Raw genomic sequence first — 22,774 nt, forward strand, 5'->3', positions numbered from 1 at the left:
GGCAGGCCGCCCCTGCGTTCTCGTCCGATGGTGCACGCCATCCCCTGCCTCTTTGCGTTTGCGAGATAGCCATGACCGTTTCCCCCCCCGCCCGCTGCCCCATAGATCACAGCCAGTTCACCAGACCCAGCGGCCAGAGCGGCCCCACAGGCTGCCCTGTCAGCCATGGCGCGGCCGGCTTCGACCCGTTTGGCGACGGCTACCAGCAGGATCCGCCCGAATATCTGCGCTGGGCGCGCGAGCAGGAGCCGGTGTTCTACAGCCCTCAGCTGGGTTACTGGGTGGTCACGCGCTTCGACGACATCAAGGCCATCTTCCGCGACAACCTCACCTTCAGCCCCTCGATCGCACTGGAGAAGATCACGCCCACGGGCGACGAGGCCAATGCCGTGCTCGCCAGCTACGGCTTTGCGCTGAACCGCACCCTGGTCAACGAGGACGAGCCCGCCCACATGCCGCGCCGGCGTGCGTTGATGCAGCCCTTCACGCCCGAGGCACTCAAGCACCACGAGCCCATGGTGCGCCGGCTGGCCCGCGAGTATGTGGACCGCTTCATCGACGACGGCCGCGCCGATCTGGTCGATCAGATGCTGTGGGAGGTACCGCTGACGGTGGCCATGCATTTCCTGGGCGTGCCCGCCGATGATATGGACACGCTTCGCCGGTACAGCATTGCCCACACCGTCAACACCTGGGGACGCCCCCGGGCCGAGGAGCAGGTGGCCGTGGCCCATGCCGTGGGGAACTTCTGGCAGCACGCGGGCCGGATTCTCGACAAGATGCGCGCCGACCCCGACGCCGAAGGATGGATGCAATACGGCATTCGCAAGCAGAAGGAGCTGCCAGAGGTCGTCACCGACTCCTATCTGCACTCCATGATGATGGCCGGCCTCGTCGCGGCGCACGAGACCACGGCCAACGCCTCGGCCAACGCGATCAAGCTGCTGCTGCAGCACCCCAAGGCCTGGCAGGAAATCTGCGCCGATCCCTCGCTCATCCCCAACGCCGTGGAGGAGTGCCTGCGCCACAACGGCTCGGTGGCGGCCTGGCGACGACTGGCTACCAAGGATGTGGTGATCGGCGGTCAGGCCATTCCAGCCGGCAGCAAGCTGCTCATCATCACCTCTTCGGCCAACCACGACGAGCAGCATTTCGTCGATGCCGACCTGTTCGACATCCACCGCGACAATGCCAGCGATCACCTGACCTTCGGCTACGGCTCCCACCAGTGCATGGGCAAGAATCTGGCACGCATGGAAATGCAGATCTTCCTCGAGGAATTCACGCGCCGCCTGCCCCATATGCAACTGGCAGAACAACGCTTCACCTATGTGCCCAACACCTCGTTCCGCGGCCCCGAACATCTGTGGGTGCAATGGGACGTGAGCCGCAACCCCGAGCGCGCCAATCCCGCCGTGCTGGCCGCGCAGCAGCCGGTGCGCATCGGCGAATCCTCGCAAGGCGGCGTCAGCCGCACCATGCGGGTGGAAAGCACCGAGCTGATCGCGCAGGATGTGCTGCGCGTGCGACTCAAGGCGCCCGACGGACGCGATCTGCCACGCTGGACCCCGGGCTCGCACATCGACCTGCACTGCGGCGATACGGGCATCTCGCGCCAGTACTCGCTATGCGGCGATCCGCAGCAAGCGGATACCTACGAGATCGCCGTGCTGCGCGAAGAGCACAGCCGTGGCGGTTCGGACTGGATCCATGGATCGCTGCGGGCCGGGATGAAGGTGCAGATGCGCGGCCCGCGCAATCACTTCAAGCTCGGCGAAAGCGCGCAGCACTTGATTCTTGTCGCCGGCGGCATCGGCATCACGCCGATTGCGGCCATGGCGGCGCGCGCCCAGGCCTTGGGCATCCCCTATGAAATTCACTACAGCGGCAGCCAGCGCGCGCGCATGGCGCTGTGGAATGAACTGCAGGCACGGCATGGCGAGCGTCTGCAGATCTATGTGGGCGCGGAGGGCCGGCGAGCCGACTACCAGGCGCTGCTGGCCCAGGTCAGGCCCGGCGCACAGATCTATGCCTGCGGTCCGCAGCGCATGCTCGACGGCCTTGCCCAGGCCTGCCAGCACTGGCCCGAGGACAGCCTGCGCGTGGAGCATTTCTCCAGCACCCTGGGAGCGCTCGACCCGGACAAGGAGCATGGCTTTGAAGTCGAGCTGCGCGAATCCGGCATCACGCTGCAGGTGCGCAATGACGAGACCCTGCTCGATGCGCTGCGCGGCGCCAACATCGATATCGAGAGCGACTGCCGCGAAGGCCTGTGCGGCTCCTGCGAGGTGCCGGTGCTCGAAGGCGATATCGACCACCGCGACATGGTGCTGACCCGGACCGAGCGCGCGGCCTGCACCAAGATGATGAGCTGCTGCTCGCGCGCCAAGACCCGGGAGTCGAGGATCGTGCTGGCGCTTTGATCACATGGACCAGATTCTGGGGGGGCTGCCCTGCAGCCCCCAGAGTTCTTTTCTCCAATGCATCCACAGGGTTTTACACAGCATCATCACAGGCTCAACCACAGCTGATGCACAGCGCAGAACCAGCATGTTTTCATTGGGAGAAGTCACCCCGCTCAACACCGTCGGAGCGGCCTCTCCCAGCAGCCCGTGCGCGCCTTCCAGCAAGGCCTCGCGCTGCGCGCGCGCCATCGGCGAGCCGCTTGCATAGATCAGGCTGGCCAGGCAACGCCGCCCGGCCAGGCCCAGATCGCCATCGAGCAGCAGGCGATCCCGGGCATCGACCACCCCGCGCTCCAGAAAGCGCCCCGGCCATTCGATGTGCTGCTCGAAAACACCGGCCTCGTATGGCTGATTCGCCAGGGGCAAGCCCAGCGCCGTCACATCCCAGGCCATCATCTGCGCGCCTTCGGCCAGATCGAATTCCAGCCGGTTCACGGCATCGCAGGCGTTATAGGCAATCGCCTCCAGCGGTAGCCACTCCAGCCGCGCGCCGGCCTCCAGCTTGAGCCTGGTGTTCTGCCGCGCCTGCTGGCCATTGCTTTTGTAAAAGCGCGTGGCCCCGGGCGTGGTGAGCAGCGCATGTGCGCCCTCGGCCACCCGCACATCGATATCCAGCACGTCGCCGCCGACCAGCCCGCCGGGCGGATGCACGAGCACGTTATGGCAGATGGCCGGGCCTTCCGGATACAGGCTTTTGAGCACGCGCAAAGGCCCATCGTGCGTGAAATGCACGGATGTCTTGTCCGCCTGCAGGGAATAGTTCAGCGCCAGTTGCGCATGCCAGCTCATCTTCGTCTTCGCTCTCTTCAAGCCGGCCACTCGTTGGCTTCAACGCAGCTCAGCTTTTTTGCTTACTAACTCATGAAAAATCGGTCGTTGTTGCCTCGCAGCAGCGCTTCTACAGTCTCTCACACGCCATGCCGGCAAAGCGCATGGCAATGGACTCAGGAGCTTTTTCATGTCTGCCAATCAGGCCCATCATCCAGGTTTTCATCGCCCCCAGCCCTCCTGGCTGGCCTCGATGCTGCTGGTGTGCTGCGCCATGGCGGCAGGCACGGCCGCTGCGCAAACCAGCGGCACATCGGCCTCGGCATGGAAGCCCAGCAAAGCGACCGAATTCATCGTCCCCAGTGGCGCCGGCGCCGCGCTCGACCTTGCGGCCCGCAAGCTCACTGAGCTGCTGGCCCGCGATGGCCAGACCCCCGGCTTTGTGGTCAGCAACAAGTCCGGCGCGCATGCGATAGGCGCGCTCGAAGGGCTGCACCGCCCCCCTGGCGACGCGCATACGCTGATGACGCTGAGCACCAGCTATGGCAACAGCCTGGCACAGAACGCCCTGCCTGCGCACCTGCAGAAGGGCACACCGCTGGTGACCCTGTTCAGAGAGTTCACCACCGTGGTGGTGCGGGCCGACTCGCCGCTGCGCAATGCCCAGGATCTGGTCGCCCAGCTGCGCCAAGACCCCGAAAAATACTCGATAGGCATCGCCACCACCCTGGGCAACCACATCCATCTGGGCGTGGCCCAGCCCTTGCAGCAGGGCGGCGTGAATATCCAGAAGCTGCGAATCGTTCCCTACAAGTCCTCGGCGGAATCCATGGTGGCGCTGGCCGGAGGCCATCTCGATGTGATCTCGGCCACCACGCCCAATCTGCTGCCTTATCTGCAGTCGGGCCGCGTGCGCGTGCTGGCGATTGCGGCCGACAAGCGGCTTGAAGGCGCTTTCGCCCAGTCGCCCACCTGGAAGGAGCAGGGTATCGACTATGTCAGCGATTCCTTTCAGGGCGTGATGACGACCCCCGGCGCCAGCGCCGCGCAACAGGCGTACTGGGTGAACGCGCTGCGCAAGGTTTCCGAAACCCGGGAATGGAAGGAGTTTGTGGCGCTCAACCAGTGGGAACCCATCTTCCTCGGTCCGCAGGACACGGCTCGCGCACTGCATGCCCAGGTCGAACGCAGCCATGCGCTTCTCACCGAACTGGGCCTGCTGCCGGCCAGCAGCTTGCGTGTGGCCAACGCACGCTAAGACGGCCGCACACACAGGAGTCCCTTCATGAACATGCCACTGCCCCACGCCCCACTGCAGCGCCTGGACGAGCGCCTGAGCTCCGCACGGAACATCACTCCGCATATCCAGATTGCACCGCAATCGGCACATATCGGCGCGCTGATCAGCGGCGTCAATCTGCGCCAGGCACTGAGTGCCGCCGAGGTGCACACCATCCGCTCGGCCCTGCTGCGCTGGAAGGTGGTTTTCTTCCGCGACCAGCACCTCAGCCATGAGCAGCAGATCGCCTTCTCGCGCCAGTTTGGCGAGCTGACGCCCGGCCACCCCGTCTTCGGCCATGTCGAAGGCTTTCCCGAGCTGTATTCGATTGCCAAGCACCGCAAGGCCAACCGCCACAGCGGCCAGGCCGAACAACGCCCCTGGACCGGCTGGCACGCCGATGTGACAGCCGCCCACAACCCGCCAGCGGCCTCGATTCTGCGCGGCGTGACGATTCCGCCCTATGGCGGCGACACGCAATGGACCAATCTGGCCGCCGCCTACAAAGCGCTCTCCAGACCGCTGCAAGCCTTTTTGCAGGGCCTGCGCGGCGAGCACCGCTTCAGCGCGCCGCAAGGATCCACGGCCTCGCAGGAATATCTGAACCTGGTGCGCGACAACACCCTGGTCAGCGAACACCCGCTGGTCACCATTCATCCCGAGAGCGGCGAGAAGGTGCTCTACATCAGTCCCGGCTTTCTCAAGTCCATCGTGGAACTCAACACCCGCGAATCGCGCGTGCTGCTGGAGCTGCTGTGGGAGCATGCCGTGAGCAGCGAATTCACCGTGCGCTTCAAGTGGGAGCCCGGCTCGCTGGCCTTCTGGGACAACCGCTCCACGGCCCATGTGGCGCCGCAGGATATCTTTGCGCTGGAGTTCGATCGCCAGCTCTACCGCACCACGCTGGTGGGCGAAGTCCCCCAGGGCGCGGACGGTCGCGCCTCCACCGCCATACAGGGCAGTCCGGTGCTGGCCGCGCACGGCGCCGCCTATTGAAGCAATGAGTTGTCCTCCGGGCATGGCCTGAGGGCTTGAGGTGCCGCCTGCGGCACCTTTTTTTTCGGCGTCGCTCAGATCGCCACCAGTGCGCGCACATTCTTCTGCCGCATCTCGCTGCCCGGCCCGGTGGCGATCACCTCGCCGCGCTCCATCACCACATAGCGGTCGGCCAGTTCCTCGGCAAAGTCGTAGTACTGCTCGCACAGCAGGATGGCCATGTCGCCGCGATTGGCCAGCATGCGGATCACGCGGCCTATGTCCTTGATGATGCTTGGCTGTATACCTTCGGTAGGCTCATCCAGAATCAGTATCTTGGGCTGGGGCGCCAGCGCACGCGCGATGGCCAGCTGCTGCTGCTGACCACCCGAGAGATCGCCGCCGCGGCGGTGCAGCATCTGCCCCAGCACGGGAAACAGCTCGTACAGCTCGCCCGGGATTCGGGTGCCTGCCGAGCAATACGCCAGGCCCATGCGCAGATTGTCTTCGACCGACAGGCGCGAGAAGATTTCACGGCCCTGGGGCACATAGCCGATGCCGCTGCGCGCGCGCTCGTAGGGCGTCTTGTGCGCGATATCCCGGCCCTGCCATTCAATGCCGCCGCTCCTGATGGGCACCAGCCCCATCAGGCTTTTGAGCAAGGTGGTCTTGCCCACGCCGTTGCGGCCCAGCAGCACCGTGACCTTGCCGATCTCGGCGGTGAAGTTCACATCGCGCAGGATGTGCGAGCCGCCGTAGTACTGATGCAGGTTCTGAACTTTAAGCATTTTTAACCTCTGACGCTTACGCAACAAGTGCAAGCAGCTATAAAGTTTGATGACTAGCGTCCCAAATACACCTCGATCACGCGCTCGTCGGCCTGGACCTCGGCCAGCGTGCCCTCGGCCAGTACCGAGCCATCGCAGAGCACCGTAACCTTCTCGCTGATGGTGTCGATGAAGCTCATGTCGTGCTCCACCACCATCAGCGAATGCCTGCCCTTGAGCGTGAGGAACAGCTCGGCCGTGCGCACGGTTTCCTCGTCGGTCATGCCGGCCACGGGCTCGTCGAGCAGCAGCAGCCTGGGCTCCTGCACCAGCAGCATGCCGATCTCCAGCCACTGCTTCTGACCGTGGCTCAGCAGGCCCGCCTGCCGCGTCACGCTACCCGCCAGATGAATGGTGTGCAGCACCTCGGCAATGCGGTCCTTTTGCGCGCCACTGAGCTTGAACCACATGGAGGAGGCAATGCCCTTGTGGGTCTTGAGCGCCAGCTCCAGGTTCTCGAAGACGCTGAGCTCTTCGAACACCGTGGGCTTCTGGAACTTGCGGCCTATGCCCATGGCGGCGATCTCGGGCTCCTTGTAGCGCAGCAGATCGATGGTGGAGCCAAAGAACACCGTGCCGCTGTCGGGCCGGGTCTTGCCCGTGATAAGGTCCATCATCGTGGTCTTGCCCGCGCCATTGGGGCCGATGATGCAGCGCAGCTCGCCGGGCGCGATATCGAGACTCAGACCATTGATGGCCTTGAAGCCGTCGAAGCTCACATGCACGTCTTCGAGATAGAGGATGCGGCCATGGGTCACATCCACTTCACCGGTCACCACGGGGCGCGCCAGACTGGCGTTGCGGCCGCCGGATTCGGTGCGCAGCGCGGCTTCGCGCTGCTGGTAGGAAGCCAGGCGCTGCTCGCCTTCCTGCATCAGATCGGGGGTCATGCGCGCACTCCTTCGATGGCATCGGCAGAAGCCGGCTCGGCAGCAGCTTTGGCAGCTGCGGCGGCAGTCTGGTTCAACGGTGCCTGGGCCTTGCGTTTCTCACGCCACTGGCGAAGCTGCTGCGGCAGGCGAATCAGCCCTCCCGGCATGAACAGCGTCACGACGATGAACAGCGCACCCAGCACGTACAACCAGTATTCGGGTGCGGCCACGGTGAGCCAGCTCTTGCCGCCATTGACGGCAAACGCGCCGATGATGGGGCCGACCAGCGAGGCACGTCCGCCCACGGCCGTCCACACCGCCATTTCGATGGAATTGCCCACGCTCATCTCGCTGGGGTTGATGATGCCCACCTGGGGCACATAGAGCGCCCCCGCCAGGCCGCACATCATGGCCGAGATGACCCAGATCGACAGCTTGTAGGGCAGCGGGTTATAGCCGCAGAACATGGTGCGCGATTCGGCGTCGCGCACGGCCTGCAGCACGCGGCCGTACTTGCTGCGCATCAGCCAGCGCGAGAACAGAAAGCAGCCCAGCAGCGCCAGCCCCGACAGCGCGAACAGCAGCACATGCATGGCTTGCGAGTTGACGGAAAACCCCAGCAGGGTCTTGAAGCCCGTGAACCCGTTGTTGCCGCCAAAGCCGGTCTCGTTGCGGAAGAACAGCAGCATGGCGGCATAGGTCAGGGCCTGGGTGATGATGGAGAAATACACGCCCTTGATGCGCGAGCGAAAGGCGAAATAACCAAACAAACCGCCGATCAGGCCCGGCACCAGAAACACCAGCAGCACGGTGGCGGCAAAGCTGCCCGACAGCGCCCAGTGCCAGGGCAGCTCCTTCCAGTCCAGAAACCCCATGAAAGCGGGCAGAGCGCCGGGACCAGCGGCTTCGCGCATCAGGTACATGCCCATCACATAGCCGCCCAGTGCAAAGAACAGGCCGTGACCGAGACTCAGGATGCCCGTATAGCCCCAGATCAGATCGATGGCCAGAGCGCAGATGGCGTAGCACATGAACTTGCCCAGCAAACCGACCATGTAGTCGGACAGGTGCAGCGCACTGTCCTCGGCCACCCACAGATTGAGGGTCGGCGCCACGGCACAGATCACGATCAGCGCGATGAGAAACACCGTCCAGCCCTTGGCTGGTAGCAGCGGCACGGGCTTGGGCAGTTCGATGGGTATGGATTGGCTTGTCATGTCAGTTTTCTCTCATGTCGAGCAAGACACATGGCCTGCGCAACTGGCGCGGCCCAAGTACGAGACACCGAGCAAGGGCCGCCCCGCACCGAGGGTGTCATCCCCTGCAGGGGGAAGGCGCGAAGCGACTCAGGGGGTGTTTCATGTTTCCGCACTGCGGCCCTTCAAGGCAAAAATTCCTTGCGGACGCTTTTGAATGAAGACCACGATGAACAGCAGCACGGCGATCTTGGCCAGCACCGCGCCCGTCCAGCCTTCGAGCAGCTTGCTGAGCACGCCCAGGCCCAGCGCCGCATAGACCGTGCCGGCCAGCTGACCCACGCCGCCCAGCACCACCACCAGGAAACTGTCAACGATGTAGTTCTGGCCCAGATCCGGCCCCACATTGCCGATCTGGCTCAAGGCACAGCCCGCGAGGCCTGCAATGCCCGAGCCCAGTGCAAACGCATAGGTGTCGGTGCGCGCGGTGTTGACGCCCACACAGGAGGCCATGGCGCGGTTCTGCGTCACGCCGCGCACAAACAGGCCCAGGCGCGTTCTGGCGATCATGAAGGCCACGGCACCCAGCACCGCGAACGCAAAAACGATGATGGCGATACGGTTGTAAGGCAGCGTGAGATTGGGCTGCAGCGCAATGCCGCCGCTCATCCAGGCGGGGTTCTCCACGCCCACGTTTTGCGCCCCGAACAGGCTGCGCACGGTTTGCTGCAGCACCAGGCTGATGCCGAAGGTGGCGAGCAGGGTCTCCAGCGGCCGGCCATAGAGAAAGCGGATCACGCCGCGCTCCAGCACCGCGCCGACCAGCGCCGAAGCCAGGAAGGCCACGGGAATCGCCACCACCAGATACCAGCCGAACGCGGCCTCGGACATCCAGCGCTGGAACATCAGTTGCACCAGATAGGTCGCATAGGCGCCGATCATGATCAGCTCGCCATGGGCCATATTGATGACGCCCATCAGCCCGTAGGTGATGGCCAGACCCAGGGCTGCCAGCAACAGCACCGAGCCCAGGCTGATGCCACTGAAGGCGGCACCGATCCTATCGCCCCAGGCCAGGCTTTCCTCTATGCCGACCAGCGCTGCCCTGATGGCTTTCTGCACGCCGGGATCGGACTCTTCGGACAGACGCTGATTCAGCAGCAGCTGGGTATCGGGCGTCTTCTGATGCGCAAGCTGCTCCACCGCCTTCAGACGCTGCTGCACATCTTCGCTGCTCAGCAAGCTGGCAGCGCGGCTGCGCTCTAGCAGGGCTTTGACCTGTTCGTCTTTTTCGCTGGCCAGCGCTTTTTCAATCAGAGGTAGGCGCGCTGCATCGGGCTCTGCGGCCAGTTTTTCTGCAGCCGAGCGGCGCTGCGGAACATCGCCGCTGTCAAGCGCCAGCGCGGCCTGCGCCGTGTCGATGACGGAGCGCAGATAGTTGTTGCTGACGACCTCCTCGGCATCGGCCGGAAGCTTGGCCGCCTGGCCCGTCACCGGGTCGGTGACCGCATCGCCGCTCATCACATAGACCTTGCCCTGGGACACGCGCACTTCATCGTTGGCGAGTGCGCCGAGAAAGGCCGACAGGCGACCGCCATCGGTGCGGACTGCGGGATCCAGCACGGCCTGATTGATAGCTTGCACGCGCTGCTCGGAATCGTCGCCCGTGGCCATGGCATAGGCCTGCTCGGCCGTCAGCGCGTGGCTGGCAAAGCTCAGCAAGGCGCCGAGACCGGCAACCGCCACCCATGCCCATGGCTTGTGCGTGAATTTCATATCGAATCCGATTCGAGCGCTTAAGCAGAAAGCGCCATCAGCTATGTTTTGGATACCAACCCGTCAAACTGGCGCAATCCAAGCCAGTAACAGCAAGCAAGGGCCTAGGCGGCCCCGCCGCCCCATAGCGAGGCTGTTGTCCCCCTCCCGCATTGCGAAGCAAAGCGAGAGAGGGGGAAGGCGCGCAGCGCCTCAGGGGGAGCCTTACTTCGTAGGCTCGTCCTTCTTCTTGTCGTTGCCATCGATGTAAGGACTCCAGGGCTGGGCCTTGATCGGGCCCTTGGTCTTCCAGACCACGCTGAACTGGCCGTCGCCCTTGATCTCGCCCACCATCACGGGCTTGTGCAGATGATGGTTCTTCTCGTCCATCTGCACGCTGAAGCCATCGGGCGCGGTAAAGGTCTGGCCGGCCATGGCGGCGATCACCTTGTCGGTATCCGTGCTCTTGGCCTTTTCGACGGCCTGCTTCCACATATGGATGCCGACCCAGGTGGCCTCCATGGGGTCGTTGGTCAGGGGCTTGTCCTTGTGGCCCGCAATGTTCTTGGCCTTGGCGTAATCGCCCCACTGCTTGATGAAAGCCGTGTTGGTCGGGTTCTTCACGCTCATGAAGTAGTTCCAGGCCGCCAGGTGACCAACCAGGGGCTTGGTATCCACGCCGCGCAGCTCCTCCTCGCCCACGCTGAAGGCCACGACCGGCACATCCTTGGCCTTTAGGCCGGCATTGCCCAACTCCTTGTAGAAGGGCACGTTGGAGTCGCCGTTGATGGTGGAGATCACCGCCGTCTTGCCGCCGGTGGAGAACTTCTTGATGTCGGCCACGATGGTCTGGTAGTCGCTGTGGCCGAAGGGCGTGTAGGTCTCGAGGATGTCGGCGTCCTTCACGCCCTTGGACTTGAGGAAGGCGCGCAGAATCTTGTTGGTGGTGCGCGGGTACACGTAGTCCGTGCCCAGCAGCACGAAGCGCTTGGCACCGCCGCCCTCCTTGCTTATCAGGTATTCGACGGCCGGAATCGCCTGCTGGTTGGGCGCGGCGCCAGTGTAGAAGACGTTCTTGGACAGCTCCTCGCCCTCGTACTGCACGGGATAGAACAGCAGGCCGTTGTTCTGCTCGAACACCGGCAGCACCGACTTGCGCGAGACGCTGGTCCAGCAGCCGAAGACCACGGCCACCTTGTCCTGCATGAGCAGCTGCTTGGCCTTCTCGGCGAACAGCGGCCAGTTGGAGGCCGGGTCCACCACCACGGGCTCGAGCTTCTTGCCCAGCACGCCGCCCTTGGCGTTGATGTCGTCGATGGCCATCAGCACCGTGTCCTTGAGCACGGTCTCGGAGATGGCCATGGTGCCCGAGAGGCTGTGCAGCACGCCGACCTTGATGGTGTCTGCCGCCAGCACCTGAGAAGTCAAGCCCAGGCCCAGAGCCATGGATGCAGCCAGTGTTGTGAGGGTTCCGCGACGATTCATTTCAGCACTCCCGGGAGGTTGGGTTCGGTCACATTGACCGCATCTCTTCAAGTGCAAATACCGTGCCAGAGCTCTACAGACCGCATGACCACGGAACAAGTGCCGCGACGATGATGCTTCTGCCGAGGCCCAGCTCGGTCTGGCGGAAGATGTTGGCCTCCAGTTCGCGCGTGCCCAGCGCATATTTGGCAAAGTCGCTGGGTAGAGCAAAGCCCTCGTACCAACTGGCCCGCGCCTCGGTGCGAGAGCCAAGCTGCGCCAGCAGGCCCAGCTTTGCGGCCGCCCTCAGATGCCGCCCTCAGATGCCGCGCTCAGATGCCGCGCTCAAGACACTTGTGTTCATGCACCGGAAAAGCAAGGTGCGTGCCATTCCATGCATCGCCGCGGCACCAGCAATGCACCAGCAATGCACCAGCAATGCACCAGCAATGCACCAGCAATGCACCAGCAATGCACCAGCAATGCACCAGAAAGCATCTCCACACCGAAGGCAGACCTGTCTCGGTGCACGCCCACGGCATCGATGCACCAGAAAGGTGTGGATCGACGGAAACCGGACGCTTCTCGGTGGGCAAATAAAACTTGCCATTGGCATGCCACTTGCTACATAACAGGGCATGGAACTCACACCGCGCGAAAAAGACAAGCTGCTGATCTTCACCGCCGCCCTGCTGGCCGAGCGGCGCAAGGCCCGCGGCCTCAAGCTCAACTATCCCGAGGCCGTGGCCCTGATCAGCGCCTTTGTGATGGAGGGCGCACGCGACGGCAAGACCGTGGCCCAGTTGATGAGCGAAGGCCGCAGCGTGCTGAGCCGCGCCGACGTGATGGAGGGCATACCCGAGATGATTCCCGACATCCAGATCGAGGCCACTTTTCCCGACGGCACCAAGCTGGTGACCGTGCATGAACCCATTGCCTGAATCCGCATCGACCGATTTCAAGCCTTTCAGCCCTCAAGCCCTTCCCCATCCCGCGCAGACAGCTATGAAATTCAAGACACTCCTCACCAGCACAGCCGCTGCTGCAACAGCCCTGCCCCTGTCCGCGCTGGCCCATGTGGGCGCCGATGGCGGCGGCCATCACCATTTCCTGGACAGCCTGGGCCATGCCTTCGCCCACCCCTTTACCGGGGCCGACCATCTGGCCGCCATGCTGGCCGTGGGAGCCTGGAGCGCCTTGACCATGCCCGGCCTGCGTACCGCCTGGAGGGCTCCCGCCGCCTTTGTGGCGCTGCTTTTGGTGGGTGCCTTGGCGGGTTTTTCCGGCATCTGGGTGCCGGGTGTGGAGCCCATGATCGCGGCCTCGGTGCTGGTGCTGGGCCTGCTGGTGCTGGTACAGCAAAGAATGCCCTGGGGCGCGGCCGCCGGCCTCGCGGGCGTGTTTGCCTTTTTCCATGGCGCAGCCCATGGCTTTGAGCTGGCCGGCGATACGGGCATGGCCACCATCGGTGCGCTGCTGGGCATGGGCCTGGGTTCCGCCACCCTGCATCTCTCGGGCATGGTGCTGGGCCATGCGCTCATGCAGCGCCACCGCTGGATTGCCAAGCTGGGCGGGGCCGCCACGGCGGCACTGGGCGCCTTCATGCTGACACGGCTGGCCTGAACGCGAGGAAGGAAGACACGCCATGATCCCCGGTGAACTCCTGCTTGACCCAGGCGCACATGAACTCAATCCCGGCCGCCGCACGCTCACTCTGGTGGTGAGAAACGCCAGCGACCGCCCCATCCAGGTCGGCTCGCATTACCACTTTGCCGAAACCAATGCAGGACTGGATTTCGACCGCGCCGCAGCACGCGGCATGCGGCTGAATATCGCCAGCGGCATGGCCGTGCGCTTCGAGCCCGGCCAGCAGCGCACGGTGGAACTGGTGGACATTGGTGGCGATCGCCAGATCTACGGCTTTCGCGGCCTGATCCAAGGAGCGCTCTGACATGGCAACAATGGACCGGCGCGCTTACGCCGAAACCTTCGGCCCCACGCTAGGCGACCGCCTGCGCCTGGCCGATACCGAACTGATTGTCGAGGTCGAGAAAGACTACACCCTGGCCGCGGGCGGCTATGGCGAGGAAGTGAAGTTCGGCGGCGGCAAGACCATACGCGACGGCATGGCGCAAAGCCAGCGCACACGCGACGGGACCGGGACGGGCCCCTCCGGTGGCGGCGCCATGGACACGGTGCTGACCAATGCGCTCATCATCGATCACTGGGGCATCGTCAAGGCCGACATCGGCCTCAAGGACGGCCGCATTGCGGCCATAGGCAAGGCCGGCAACCCCGACACCCAGCCGGGCGTGGACATCATCATCGGCCCCGGCACCGAGATCATCTCCTGCGAGGGCAATATCGTCACCGCGGGCGGCATCGACACCCATATCCACTTCATCGCGCCGCAGCAGATCGAGGAAGCGCTGACCAGCGGCGTGACCACCATGATCGGCGGCGGCACGGGCCCGGCCACCGGGACCTTCGCCACCACCTGCACGCCCGGCCCCTGGCATATGGAGCGCATGCTGCAGGCGGCCGACGCCTTTCCCATGAATCTGGGCTTTCTGGGCAAGGGCAACGCCAGTCTACCCGGCGGCCTGCACGAGCAGATCAGCGCCGGCGCCATCGGCCTGAAGCTGCACGAGGACTGGGGCAGCACGCCGGCAGCCATAGGCAACTGCCTGACGGTGGCCGAGGCCACCGACACCCAGGTCGCCATCCATACCGACACGCTCAACGAATCCGGCTTCGTCGAGGACACCGTGGCCGCCTTCAAGGGCCGCACCATCCACACCTTCCACACCGAAGGCGCGGGCGGCGGCCATGCGCCCGACATCCTCAAGGTGGTGGGCGAGGCCAATGTGCTGCCCAGCTCCACCAATCCCACGCGCCCCTACACCATCAACACGCTGGACGAGCATGTGGACATGCTCATGGTCTGCCACCACCTTCATGCGTCGATTGCCGAGGACCTGGCCTTTGCCGAAAGCCGCATCCGCAAGGAGACGATTGCGGCCGAGGACATCTTGCACGACATAGGCGCGATCAGCATGTTCAGCTCCGACAGCCAGGCCATGGGCCGCGTGGGCGAGGTGATTCTGCGCACCTGGCAGACCGCGCACAAGATGAAGCTGCAGCGCGGCGCCCTGAGCGGCGACGGCGCGCGCAACGACAATTTCCGCGTCAAACGCTATATCGCCAAGTACACCATCAACCCCGCGATTGCTCACGGCATCAGCCACGAGGTCGGCAGCCTCGAGGTAGGCAAGTGGGCCGATATCGTGATCTGGAAGCCCGCCTTCTTTGGCGTCAAGCCGTTTTGCATCTTGAAGGGCGGCAGCATTGCCATGGCGGCAATGGGCGACCCAAACGCCTCCATTCCCACGCCCCAGCCCGTGCATTACCGGCCCATGTTTGCGAGCTTTGGCGGCGCGACCGCCAGGACCTCGCTGACCTTTGTCTCGCAGGCCGGCCTGGCCGCCGGCATTGGTCAGCGCTTCGGGCTGGCCAAGACCCTGTCGGCCGTCAAGGGCATTCGGGGCGTACAGAAGCGGCACATGATCCACAACGACCTGACGCCGCATATGGAGGTCGATGCACAGACCTATGCGGTACGCGCCAATGGCGATTTGCTGACCTGCGGGCCCGCCACCAGCCTGCCCATGGCGCAACGCTATTTCCTGTTCTGAGGCCGGCGATGCTCGAACTACGCTTTGTACTGGACCCTGCCGACGACCCTCGCGTCATTGCGTTCTTGCAGGCGCATCTGGACGATATGCACCGCATATCGCCGCCGGAGAGCGTGCATGCGCTGGATGCGGAGCAATTGCGCCAGGCCGATATCCGCTTCTGGACGGCGTGGGTCGGAGATGTACTGGTGGGCAGCTGCGCTCTCAAGCAGCTGGACGACGCCCATCTGGAGCTCAAGACCATGCGTGTGGAAGCCGACTATCGCGGGGCAGGAGTCGCCCAGCAGCTGCTGGATTTTGTCCTGCGGCAAGCCCAGCAGAGCGCAGCCCGGCAGATCAGCCTGGAAACCGGTTCCGAGGATTTTTTTGCACCGGCACGCCGTCTGTATGCCCGCAATGGCTTTGCAGCTTGCGAAGCCTTTGGCAGCTATCGGCCTGACCCCAACAGTTGCTTCATGAGCCGTGCCGTGCCGGTCATCGACTCGCAAAAGCAGGACTAGCCCTTGCCCTGCTCCGCATTCAGCTGAAACGCAGTACCCGGATGTTGACGCCCCTGACCCTCAAACCATTCCAGCCAGTCGCTGGCCAAAATCTCCGGGGCCTTGCGTACGGTGGCGGGCAGGGCTTCGTAAACCAGCAGCGTGACCGGCTGCTGGCCTCCGGAGGCCAGCATCACCGGCAAGCTCAGAATCCGCTTGCGGTATTCGCCCAGGTCCTCGGGCCACAGGCCTTCGATGCGGTCCATGGATTGCTCCAGCGCATCGTCCATGGGGTAGACCTCGGCCAGCACGGTTTGCGTCCCCTGCAAGGTGAGCCCTGGATACCAGCCCAGGTCGTGCAAAGTGCCTGTGAGCCGGGTCTTGCCAACACAGGCAATACCGGGCCTGAGCCTTGCGATGTCGTTGACGCCTCCCGCACGCAAAGTGCCGTACACCGCCACATAAGCGGCGCCACAGGCCTGCCAGCCCGCAGCCGGGTAGCGGGAAGAGGTCGGCGCGCCCATTTCCACCAAGTCCACAAAGGCGTCCTGAGAAGTTGTCATAGTGCCCCAACCTTCAAAATCATTGCAATGAGCAGCACATGCAACATATGCGCCAATCTGGTTTGAGCCGCTCCCATTCTGATGCCGAATTCACCATGCTGACTGCCAACAAACTGCTGCCGCAAGGCCAAGGCCTCTCCGCCGTGCTTCTCAAGCGCGCGGCCTACGTGGAGCTGGACTGGGACATACGCCAGAAATCGCGCTTTGCAGCCACCGACAGCCAGGGTCGCGAGCTGGCCGTCTTTTTGCCGCGCGGCCAGGCCGTGCGTGGCGGCGACGTGCTGGTGGCCGAGGACGGCTCGCTGATCCGCGTGCAGGCCGCGCCGCAGAAGGTACTGCGCATCACGGCCTGTGCCGAGCATGGGTCGCCCTTCGATCTAATGCGCGCGGCCTACCATCTGGGCAACCGTCACGTCCCCATAGAGCTGCAGCCCGACCATCTGAAGATAGAGCCCGACCATGTGCTGGCCGATATGCTGCGCAGCATGCACATGACCGTGGTCGAGGCCGATCTTCCCTTCGAGCCCGAAGGCGGAGCCTATGGCGGCCATGTGACCAATGACGGCCACAGCCACCAGCATCACGGCCATGGACATTCGCATGACCACCACGCCCATTGAGCCGCTGCTGGCTCTTGGCGCGCAGAGCTTTCTGCAGCTGATGTGGCTGGCCTCACCGGCCTTGCCCATAGGCGGATTCTCCTATTCGGAGGGGCTTGAAGCGGCCATCAATGCTGCGCTGGTCACTACGGAAACCGAAGCATCGAACTGGCTGGTGCAACAGCTGCACCTGACTCAGTCGCGCGGCGATATGGCGGTGATCGCGCAGGCGATGCCGGCCTGGAAAAGCGCGGATCTGGCGCGCATTGCCGCACTCAACCAGTGGGTAAGAACCACACGCGAAACCAGCGAGCTGCGGCTGCAGACCGAGCAGATGGGACGCTCGCTGACCGAATGGCTGAAAAACCGCTATGCCGCGGAGCCAGCCCAGCAGGTCTCCATCGCCTGGCTGGCCGCGCAGGATGCAAGCTATCCCGTCGCTTTTTCATTGGCCGCACATGGCACCGGTGCATCGGCACGCGATGCGCTGCTGGCCTACGCCTTTGGCTGGGCCGAGAACATGGTTCAGGCCGCCATCAAGGCCATGCCATTGGGCCAGAGCGCGGGCCAGCGCATTCTGGCGCGATTGACCGGGGAAATCCCCGCGGCCGTGGAGCATGCTCTGGCGCTACCAGATGGCGCAAGACAGGCTTTCTCGCCCATGCTGGCCATTCTCTCGGCCCAGCATGAACACCAATACTCTAGGCTTTTCCGCAGCTGAGCCTACACACAGGATGCATGCCTTGTTCGCCGCAACGCCCCAACCTCCCTACTACGCCGCCATCTTCACCTCCCAGCGCACCCCGGGAGAGCAAGGATATGGTGAGATGGCCGACCGCATGGCGGAGCTGGCCAGCCAGCAGGCCGGCTATCTGGGCGCGGAAAGCACCCGCGATGCCCAGGGCTTCGGCATCACCGTGTCTTACTGGGAAAGCGAGGAAGCGATCCGCCAATGGAAACGCAACGCCGAACACCGGATCGCCCAGGACAAAGGCCACACCACCTGGTATCAGCACTTCGAGCTGCGCATTGCCAAGGTGGAACGCGCCTACGGCATGGCCCGCCGATCGCAAGCTGTTCATCGTTGAAGGAAGTCACCATGTCGACCGCACTGCACCATATTCCCCATCGCACCAAGAAACTGCCGCCGCTGCGCGTGGGCATAGGCGGGCCCGTTGGATCGGGCAAGACCACCATCCTGGAAATGCTGTGCAAGGCCATGCGCGACAAATGGGACCTGGTCGCCATCACCAACGACATCTACACCAAGGAAGATCAGCGCCTGCTGACCATCAGCGGCGCCCTGCCCGCCGAGCGCATCATGGGCGTGGAGACCGGCGGCTGCCCGCATACGGCGATTCGCGAGGACGCTTCCATCAATCTGGAAGCCATCGACCGCATGCTCAAGGACTTCCCGGATGCCGACATCGTGTTCATCGAGTCGGGCGGCGACAACCTGGCCGCCACCTTCAGCCCCGAACTCAGCGACCTGACGATTTACGTGATCGACGTGGCCGCGGGCGAAAAAATTCCGCGCAAGGGCGGCCCCGGCATCACCAAGAGCGATCTCTTCGTGATCAACAAGACCGACCTCGCACCCTATGTGGGTGCGAATCTGGACATCATGCGCAGCGACACCATCAAGCAGCGCACCACGCCCAAGGGACTCAAGCCCTTTGTGATGACCAACCTCAAGACACTGGAAGGCCTGGACGAGGTGGTGGCGTTCATCGAGAAGCAGGGGCTGCTGGCCTAGCAGCCGCCAGCGCGCATGAAAAAGCCGCCTCGAACGGCGGCTGGGCTAGAGAGCAGGAAGAATTACTGGTTGGCGACTTCGAGGTGGAACTCGCGCGCTTCCTGGATGAAGTGAATCAGGGATTCGATAGCTTGGCGCATGATGAACTTTCTTTATCTCGAGAGATGCACTGCAAGCGATGGACGGTGAGCATCTCAAACACCGCAATCACCGGGTTTAACCTTAAGGGTTAACCCTTGTTTCTAAGTATAAACCACAGGCCATTTTTCGCCAACCCGTCTGTTGCGCACAAACCGCCCCAGGCATCTCTCATGTGCTGCATGATCCCGCCGCTGCGCAATCGACAAGCTTGTTTTTTGTGAAACCCGCCGGCTTCCTGCATCAAACGCGCCGTTTTTTCGCGCTAGTCGCGCCGATTTGCGCCCCAATTCGGGCACTGGCTGCTACGCTATCGCCTGTTAACAACACATATGGGTGGGCATAGATGCCGACCGGCGGGAAGTGGAAATGGTGCGTGATCAAGGTTTGCAGCAGGTGGCCGATGCATTGGGCTGCCCCATGGACGCCGACATCCAGCCCGGCGGCCACTATCGCCCCGTGGTGCGCGACGGCGCTCTGCTCTATGTGAGCGGCCAGCTGCCGCGCCTGAACGGCCAGATCGTTTCGGTCGGCCCTGTGGCCCCCGGCGAAGCGCGCCAGGGCCACGCGACGCTGGAGCAGGCCCGCCATGCGGCGCGCATCTCGGCGCTGCGCTCGCTGATGCTGCTGCAGCGCGAGCTGGGCAGCCTAGACGGCCTGCGCCGCGTCGGCCGCATGACGGTCTATGTGCACTGCAGCCAGGATTTCACCCAGCACAGCGAGGTGGCCGATGCGGCCTCGGATCTGCTGCACGAGGTGCTGGGCGAAGCCGGCGTGCATGCACGCTCGGCCATAGGCGTATGCCAGCTGCCCAAGAATGCCACGGTGGAAGTGGAGCTCACGGCCTCGGTCCGGGAGGCCTCATGACCGTCTCCAAGCTCTCCGAATCCAGCCTGCCGGCCGCCTGGCATATCACCGCCATGAACCCGGCCGAGGCGCCCTGGCCGCTGCTGCTGCTGGCCGACCCGTCGCGCGAGAAGGTCAGGCGCTACCTGCAGGGCTCCATCTGTTTTGCGGCGCGCCAGACCGCGAATTTCACGCCCAGCGGACTCGGGGCCTTGATCGGGGTCTGCGTGCTGCACCCCCGGGACGATGGCCTGCAGACCTGGGAGCTGATGAATATGGCCGTGGCGCCGGCCTGGCAGCGCAACGGCATAGGCTCGGCCCTGCTGCACCGCGCCATACGCGAGATGCGCGAGCGCGGCGTGCGGCAGCTGGAAGTGGGCACGGGCAGCTTCGGCGACCAGTTGCTGTTCTACCAGCGCCTGGGTTTTCGCGTCACCGACATCGACCGCGACTTCTTTCTGCTGAACTACACCACGCCTTTGTGGGAGCGTGGCGTGCAGCTCAAGGACATGCTGCGCCTGACGCTGGAGCTTTAGGCCGGGCGGCCCGAGGCCCGGGCTTAGGCCGCGGCCTTGGCGCGGCGCGTGCGCACCGCCTGCGCCAGTTGCTCCAGCACCGGAATCGTTTGCTCCATGCTGATGCAGGCATCGGTCAGCGACACGCCGTACTGCAGCTCCTGGCCTTCCACGATGTCCTGGCGGCCTTCGTGCAGATGGCTTTCGATCATCACGCCGGTGATGCGCTTGTCGCCACCAGCCACCTGCTGCGCCACATCGGCCGCGACCTCGATCTGGCGGCGGTGCTGCTTGCTGCTGTTGGCATGTGACAGGTCGATCATCACCTGCGGCCGCAGGCCCGATTTCTCCAGCATCTCGCAGGCCGCCTGCACATGGGCGGCATCGTAGTTGGGGGCCTTGCCGCCGCGCAGGATGATGTGGCAGTCCTGATTGCCGCGGGTTTCGAAGATCGCGCTCTGGCCCATCTTGGTCATGCCCATGAAGGCATGCGAGGACTCGGCAGCCAATATCGCGTCGCTGGCCACCTTGACGCCGCCGTCCGTGCCGTTCTTGAAGCCCACGGGGCAGGACAGGCCGCTGGCCAGCTGGCGATGGCTCTGGCTTTCCGTGGTGCGCGCGCCGATCGCGCCCCAGCTGACCAGGTCGCTGATGAACTGCGGCGACAGCAGATCCAGGAACTCCGTGCCCGCGGGCAGGCCCAGCGCCAGCACGTCGAGCAGCAGGCGGCGTGCCAGCTCCAGTCCCTCGTTGACGGCAAAGCTGCCGTCGCGGTACGGGTCGTTGATATAGCCCTTCCAGCCCACGGTGGTGCGCGGCTTCTCGAAGTAGACGCGCATCACGATCAGCAGCTCGTCCTTGAGCGCGTCGGCCTGCCGCTTGAGCTGGCGCGCATAGTCCAGGGCCTGGTCGTGATCATGGATGGAGCAGGGCCCGACCACCACGATCAGCCGGTCGTCCTGGCCATGCAGCACGCGCGAGATGGCGGCGCGGCTGGATTCGACCAGTTGCTGCGCCTCTTCGGTCACGGGCAGCCATTCCTCGAGCAGGGCGGGGGTGAGCAGCGGGCGCACGATCTTGATGCGCGTGTCGTCGATGCGGGTCTTGTCCAGCGTGGTCAGCTTGGGGCTAGCGGGCACGGCCTTGCGGGCCGGTGCCGCGCCAGGAGGCAGGGGCGTCGTGGAGGAAGTCATCCCGCTATTGTCGCGCCCTGCGCTATACCCCGCGCGCTCGCCCCCATCGGCGACTGCGTTAAGCGGCCTGCAGTCGCCGGCTGGACGGCCTCACGCCCCGCGCCGATAGACTGTCGGCCTTCCAGCCACCAGAAGACCGGACACCACCGCCCATGGAACTGCAGTTCACCATCACCCCGGCCCACACCGCATCCCGGCTGCAGACCGCGCTGCAGCGCGAGATGCAGAGGCACGCGCGGCAACAGGCCCGCCTGCAGGCGCGGATGGCGGGCTGGCAGGAACGCTGGCTCGCCCCGCTGCTGCTCTGCCTGGGCCTGGGCGGCGGCCTGCTGACCATCGCCCGGCCCGGCGAGCCGCTGAGCCTCGAGAAAATCATCGCCATGCTGATCTCGATCGCGCTCTGCATCCTGCTGTGGAAGCGCTACTCGGCGCGCCTGCTGGCAGCGCTGCGCGCACGCCGTGCCCTGCGCAGGCCACCGCTGCAAGGCCTGCACCAGCGGCTGACTCGGGCAAGTCTGCGGGCGCGCCTGCGGCGCCTGGAGGGCGACTACCGCCTGCAGCTGGACGATCAGGGCTTCACCCTGATCCATGCCCGAGGTGGGCGGGAGCGGCTGGAATGGGCGCAGATCGTGAGCCTGCAGGCCACGCCCGAGTTCTACAAGGTGGCCGGCGCCCGGCTCGCGGCCGAGGGCAAGGCCTACCATATCCCCCGCCACAGCGATGCCATGGACCCGGCCGCCTACCGGCGGGGACTGGCACTGTGGCTGAGCAAATGCCCGGTGGCGCCGGAGACGCCAGCCGCCATGGAGCGCTGATTCACCGCACACGGGCGGCGCTTATTCCCCGGCCGAGAGCTTCATCAGCACCAGGCCGCTGACGATCAGCACCGCCGCGCCCAGGCGCGTTGGAGTGACGGATTCGCCCAGCACCGCAATGCCCACGGCAAAAGCGCCCACCGCACCTATGCCGGTCCAGATCGTATAGGCCGTGCCCAGGGGCAGAGTGCGCATGGCCACCGATAACAGGCCGAAGCTGACGATCATCGCCACGATGGTGATGGCGCTGTACTTGATGTTGGTGAAGCCGTTGGACTGCTTCATCGTAAAAGCCCAGACCACTTCAAGCACACCGGCGACCAGTAGATAAACCCAAGCCATGACAAACCTCTGAAGAGATGGATGGCCAGGTCGTCCCGGCAAAGAAACAGGCCATGCGCTGCATGCCCCGGCAAGGTCGTCCCTGCATGGGTGAATATTAGCCGCAGTGCACAAATCCGGGCCAGCCATGGGTGGTTGCGGGACCACAGATGGCCGCCGCCATATCAACGGCCCGACGGCCCAGACAGAAGCGGTTCGCTTTTATTTCGATAGCTATCCACGCTCACGGGGC

Annotated in this window: 24 protein-coding genes; 15 read left to right on the plus strand and 9 right to left on the minus strand. The window is 64.4% G+C overall.

All coding sequences use genetic code 11. From position 1 onward, the window contains the following. Nucleotides 1-71 precede the first annotated feature (71 nt). Entirely contained in the window at nt 72-2,423 is a 2,352-nt protein-coding gene (locus AB6724_RS14395) for a cytochrome P450/oxidoreductase (protein ID WP_369339212.1), read from the plus strand. Here the strand turns inward: AB6724_RS14395 and AB6724_RS14400 are convergent, their stop codons facing one another. Further along, on the minus strand, nt 2,424-3,254 hold the full coding sequence (locus tag AB6724_RS14400; protein WP_369339213.1) for an urease accessory protein UreD: 831 nt from the start codon (nt 3,252-3,254) through the stop codon (nt 2,424-2,426). It lies immediately after the preceding gene. Nucleotides 3,255-3,423: 169 nt separating this feature from the next. Here AB6724_RS14400 and AB6724_RS14405 point away from each other — a divergent pair, with 169 nt between their 5' ends. Together AB6724_RS14405 and AB6724_RS14410 are read left to right on the plus strand one after the other, a co-directional pair. After that, nucleotides 3,424-4,491 (plus strand): tripartite tricarboxylate transporter substrate binding protein, encoded by a 1,068-nt coding sequence (locus AB6724_RS14405; RefSeq protein WP_369339214.1) that lies wholly within the window; start codon nt 3,424-3,426, stop codon nt 4,489-4,491. Nucleotides 4,492-4,518: 27 nt separating this feature from the next. Next, the gene (locus AB6724_RS14410) at nt 4,519-5,508 is read left to right on the plus strand and encodes a TauD/TfdA dioxygenase family protein (protein WP_369339215.1); all 990 of its coding nucleotides are present in this window, start codon (nt 4,519-4,521) and stop codon (nt 5,506-5,508) included. Nucleotides 5,509-5,582: 74 nt separating this feature from the next. Here AB6724_RS14410 and urtE read toward each other — a convergent pair whose 3' ends face one another. The 5 genes from urtE to urtA form a co-directional block, all read right to left on the minus strand. Beyond that, nucleotides 5,583-6,275, minus strand: a complete 693-nt coding sequence (gene urtE / locus AB6724_RS14415) for an urea ABC transporter ATP-binding subunit UrtE (protein ID WP_369339216.1) — start codon at nt 6,273-6,275, stop codon at nt 5,583-5,585. A 53-nt stretch (nt 6,276-6,328) separates the two neighbouring features. Beyond that, the gene (gene urtD / locus AB6724_RS14420) at nt 6,329-7,204 is read right to left on the minus strand and encodes an urea ABC transporter ATP-binding protein UrtD (RefSeq protein WP_369339217.1); all 876 of its coding nucleotides are present in this window, start codon (nt 7,202-7,204) and stop codon (nt 6,329-6,331) included. Next, a complete protein-coding gene (gene urtC / locus AB6724_RS14425; RefSeq protein ID WP_369339218.1) occupies nt 7,201-8,403 on the minus strand; it encodes an urea ABC transporter permease subunit UrtC in 1,203 nt (400 codons plus the stop codon). Before urtC ends, urtD begins: the two co-directional genes overlap by 4 nt. Nucleotides 8,404-8,544: 141 nt before the next feature. Then, nucleotides 8,545-10,158, minus strand: a complete 1,614-nt coding sequence (gene urtB, locus AB6724_RS14430) for an urea ABC transporter permease subunit UrtB (RefSeq protein ID WP_369339219.1) — start codon at nt 10,156-10,158, stop codon at nt 8,545-8,547. 204 nt (nt 10,159-10,362) lie between these two features. Continuing rightward, nucleotides 10,363-11,622 carry an urea ABC transporter substrate-binding protein gene (urtA, locus tag AB6724_RS14435; RefSeq protein ID WP_369339220.1) on the minus strand — a complete coding sequence of 420 codons (1,260 nt, stop codon included), beginning with the start codon at nt 11,620-11,622 and terminating at the stop codon, nt 10,363-10,365. Between the two features lie 617 nt (nt 11,623-12,239). Here urtA and AB6724_RS14440 point away from each other — a divergent pair. The 5 genes from AB6724_RS14440 to AB6724_RS14460 all read left to right on the plus strand — a co-directional run bounded on the left by AB6724_RS14440 (nt 12,240) and on the right by AB6724_RS14460 (nt 15,796). Beyond that, on the plus strand, nt 12,240-12,542 hold the full coding sequence (locus tag AB6724_RS14440; RefSeq protein ID WP_369339221.1) for an urease subunit gamma: 303 nt from the start codon (nt 12,240-12,242) through the stop codon (nt 12,540-12,542). Between the two features lie 64 nt (nt 12,543-12,606). After that, the gene (locus AB6724_RS14445) at nt 12,607-13,224 is read left to right on the plus strand and encodes a HupE/UreJ family protein (protein ID WP_369339222.1); all 618 of its coding nucleotides are present in this window, start codon (nt 12,607-12,609) and stop codon (nt 13,222-13,224) included. A 22-nt stretch (nt 13,225-13,246) separates the two neighbouring features. Beyond that, the gene (locus AB6724_RS14450) at nt 13,247-13,552 is read left to right on the plus strand and encodes an urease subunit beta (protein WP_369339223.1); all 306 of its coding nucleotides are present in this window, start codon (nt 13,247-13,249) and stop codon (nt 13,550-13,552) included. A 1-nt stretch (nt 13,553) separates the two neighbouring features. After that, the gene (gene ureC, locus AB6724_RS14455) at nt 13,554-15,296 is read left to right on the plus strand and encodes an urease subunit alpha (protein WP_369339224.1); all 1,743 of its coding nucleotides are present in this window, start codon (nt 13,554-13,556) and stop codon (nt 15,294-15,296) included. Nucleotides 15,297-15,304: 8 nt separating this feature from the next. After that, on the plus strand, nt 15,305-15,796 hold the full coding sequence (locus AB6724_RS14460; RefSeq protein WP_369339225.1) for a GNAT family N-acetyltransferase: 492 nt from the start codon (nt 15,305-15,307) through the stop codon (nt 15,794-15,796). Here AB6724_RS14460 and AB6724_RS14465 read toward each other — a convergent pair. Next, entirely contained in the window at nt 15,793-16,338 is a 546-nt protein-coding gene (locus tag AB6724_RS14465) for a gamma-glutamylcyclotransferase family protein (protein ID WP_369339226.1), read from the minus strand. The genes AB6724_RS14460 and AB6724_RS14465 overlap by 4 nt on opposite strands. A gap of 95 nt (nt 16,339-16,433) precedes the next feature. On the opposite strand from AB6724_RS14465, the gene ureE reads away from it, so the two are divergent. The 6 genes from ureE (at nt 16,434) to AB6724_RS14495 (ending at nt 20,213) form a co-directional block, all read left to right on the plus strand. Next, entirely contained in the window at nt 16,434-16,958 is a 525-nt protein-coding gene (gene ureE / locus AB6724_RS14470) for an urease accessory protein UreE (protein ID WP_439329873.1), read from the plus strand. Then, on the plus strand, nt 16,939-17,658 hold the full coding sequence (locus tag AB6724_RS14475; protein WP_369339242.1) for an urease accessory protein UreF: 720 nt from the start codon (nt 16,939-16,941) through the stop codon (nt 17,656-17,658). Before ureE ends, AB6724_RS14475 begins: the two co-directional genes overlap by 20 nt. Nucleotides 17,659-17,671: 13 nt before the next feature. Beyond that, nucleotides 17,672-18,025, plus strand: a complete 354-nt coding sequence (locus AB6724_RS14480) for an antibiotic biosynthesis monooxygenase family protein (RefSeq protein WP_369339243.1) — start codon at nt 17,672-17,674, stop codon at nt 18,023-18,025. Between the two features lie 11 nt (nt 18,026-18,036). Then, on the plus strand, nt 18,037-18,693 hold the full coding sequence (gene ureG / locus AB6724_RS14485; RefSeq protein WP_369339227.1) for an urease accessory protein UreG: 657 nt from the start codon (nt 18,037-18,039) through the stop codon (nt 18,691-18,693). A 507-nt stretch (nt 18,694-19,200) separates the two neighbouring features. Further along, nucleotides 19,201-19,698 carry a RidA family protein gene (locus AB6724_RS14490; protein ID WP_369339228.1) on the plus strand — a complete coding sequence of 166 codons (498 nt, stop codon included), beginning with the start codon at nt 19,201-19,203 and terminating at the stop codon, nt 19,696-19,698. Then, nucleotides 19,695-20,213, plus strand: coding sequence for a GNAT family N-acetyltransferase (locus AB6724_RS14495; protein ID WP_369339229.1), 519 nt, complete (start codon nt 19,695-19,697; stop codon nt 20,211-20,213). The genes AB6724_RS14490 and AB6724_RS14495 overlap by 4 nt, the downstream gene beginning before the upstream one ends. A gap of 23 nt (nt 20,214-20,236) precedes the next feature. Here the strand turns inward: AB6724_RS14495 and AB6724_RS14500 are convergent, their stop codons facing one another. After that, complete coding sequence (locus AB6724_RS14500; protein ID WP_369339230.1) at nt 20,237-21,385, minus strand: 3-deoxy-7-phosphoheptulonate synthase; 1,149 nt, start codon at nt 21,383-21,385, stop codon at nt 20,237-20,239. A 152-nt stretch (nt 21,386-21,537) separates the two neighbouring features. Between AB6724_RS14500 and AB6724_RS14505 the strand changes: the two genes are divergently transcribed. Beyond that, a complete protein-coding gene (locus AB6724_RS14505) occupies nt 21,538-22,200 on the plus strand; it encodes a hypothetical protein (RefSeq protein ID WP_369339231.1) in 663 nt (220 codons plus the stop codon). A 21-nt stretch (nt 22,201-22,221) separates the two neighbouring features. On the opposite strand, the gene AB6724_RS14510 is transcribed toward AB6724_RS14505, so the two are convergent. Further along, nucleotides 22,222-22,542, minus strand: coding sequence for a DMT family transporter (locus AB6724_RS14510; protein ID WP_369339232.1), 321 nt, complete (start codon nt 22,540-22,542; stop codon nt 22,222-22,224). Nucleotides 22,543-22,774 lie beyond the last annotated feature (232 nt).

It is taken from the genome of Comamonas guangdongensis, from assembly GCF_041079535.1.
Taxonomy (GTDB): domain Bacteria; phylum Pseudomonadota; class Gammaproteobacteria; order Burkholderiales; family Burkholderiaceae_C; genus Comamonas; species Comamonas guangdongensis.